Consider the following 1,445-nt stretch of genomic DNA (forward strand, 5'->3'; position numbering starts at 1 on the left):
GTCGACTTCGGGCGCACATCAACGGATACGAGAAAGGTCGCCCAGGCGTGTTCGCGGCAACGCTTGACGCGCTCGACGTCGCGTACGCGAACGCTGATCGGTTGCGCGCGCGCGGAGAGCAACCCGGGCAGAACCCGTGGACAGAGGTCGACACGCTCGTTCGTCTGCTGTCAACAGCTTCGCGACTAAGCTGGGAGAAAGGATCGGTTATGGCATCTTGGAACACGATGTTGCTTCACGAGCCGACCATGGATGAATGCCGCGCGGTATCGTGCCGGTACGTCGACGGCGTTGCCATGTCCATGAGCGACGACTTGACTGCGCACGCAGCAGAGGTTGCTGCTTCGGTGCTGTGCCGTCCGCGCGGCGCTGGTGATCTCGATTGGTCCGATGGGGCGATGGATGAAGAATGGCCCGAACTCACCGCTCATCTCATAGCGACGGAACAGTCATCCACCAGCGCTCCTGTGTTCTGTCTCGCTGGGCTGATCAGACGCGCGTGCATGGGTCGCGATGACGCTGGCCGCGCACGGTCCCGGTCCGTTGGCGCGCCAACGCGAAGAAACTAGCCGCGCATTGGCCGAGAAAAATTTCGCGCAATCGCAGGCATAGTTGTCGCAGGCCAGCATTTCACGTTCCGTGACGGGCAGCTTGTGAGTGACCGGCTTCAACGGTTCAGCGCCCTGCGCCTCATCAAAGAGGTGAATCAACGATGTGACGTCTGCGAAGGTCTTACCCCGCAATGACAAGACCGGCGTCAGTGCGGCGCCTAATGCTGTGCTCGAGCTGTATGCGGGGAAACTCACGCGTACAGCTCTTCGGGGGCCCCGCTGCCTCTCGGCAGCGGGGCTACCCAATCTAACCGTGTTGTGAGCCAGGCTCCGGCCGTCTCGTTTCATGAGCGATCCTCTCAGTAACACTCGCCCAAGCATAGATCACGTGTCCTCTAAATTCCTGACTTACGAGCAATCTGTGCGCAGAAAGCCTTACTGGACAGGCCTTTCGGAAAGATTTTCAATCCATGGTGGATGGGCAATTTTAGCCTCGCTGCGCCGGCCGTATGAAATGCTATCCTTTCTACTCGATAAGGTATCCTTCCTATATAAGCTCTGTTAACACGCTTATCTATTTGCACCAGAACCATCCCGACTTCCGGGGCAGCCTCACCGCGTGACTTCCCGCTAGTCTAGGATGTCGTCGCCACGAAGCCGATTGAGTTCTCAAGATACCGGGTTAGTTCTTCATCGTTGAATCTCGGTTCTTCAATACCGCTCCCCTTGAGAAAGTCCGCCACGTTCTTGCAGTCCCAGCGATAGGTGTCCTGATACAGCTCTACCGTGGAGCGTCCATCGTACATGTTGTCCCGGAACAGGCTGAGCAATGGATAGAGCGGAGCGTCGCGGTTGTCTTTCCACTTGCTCAGCCATTCCGCGAACGGAACGACG

1 protein-coding gene and 1 pseudogene are annotated in these 1,445 nt (G+C 58.0%); one reads left to right on the top strand and one right to left on the bottom strand.

All coding sequences use genetic code 11. From position 1 onward, the window contains the following. Positions 1–569, top strand: a 569-nt coding sequence (locus tag HV796_RS43830) for a hypothetical protein (RefSeq protein ID WP_217478246.1), incomplete at its 5' end; no start/stop codon positions are given. Between the two features lie 617 nt (positions 570–1,186). On the opposite strand, the pseudogene HV796_RS42305 reads toward HV796_RS43830, so the two are convergent. Next, positions 1,187–1,445: pseudogene (locus HV796_RS42305) on the bottom strand (hypothetical protein); the annotation flags it as partial.

This window comes from Paraburkholderia humisilvae, assembly GCF_902859855.1.
GTDB lineage: Bacteria > Pseudomonadota > Gammaproteobacteria > Burkholderiales > Burkholderiaceae > Paraburkholderia > Paraburkholderia humisilvae.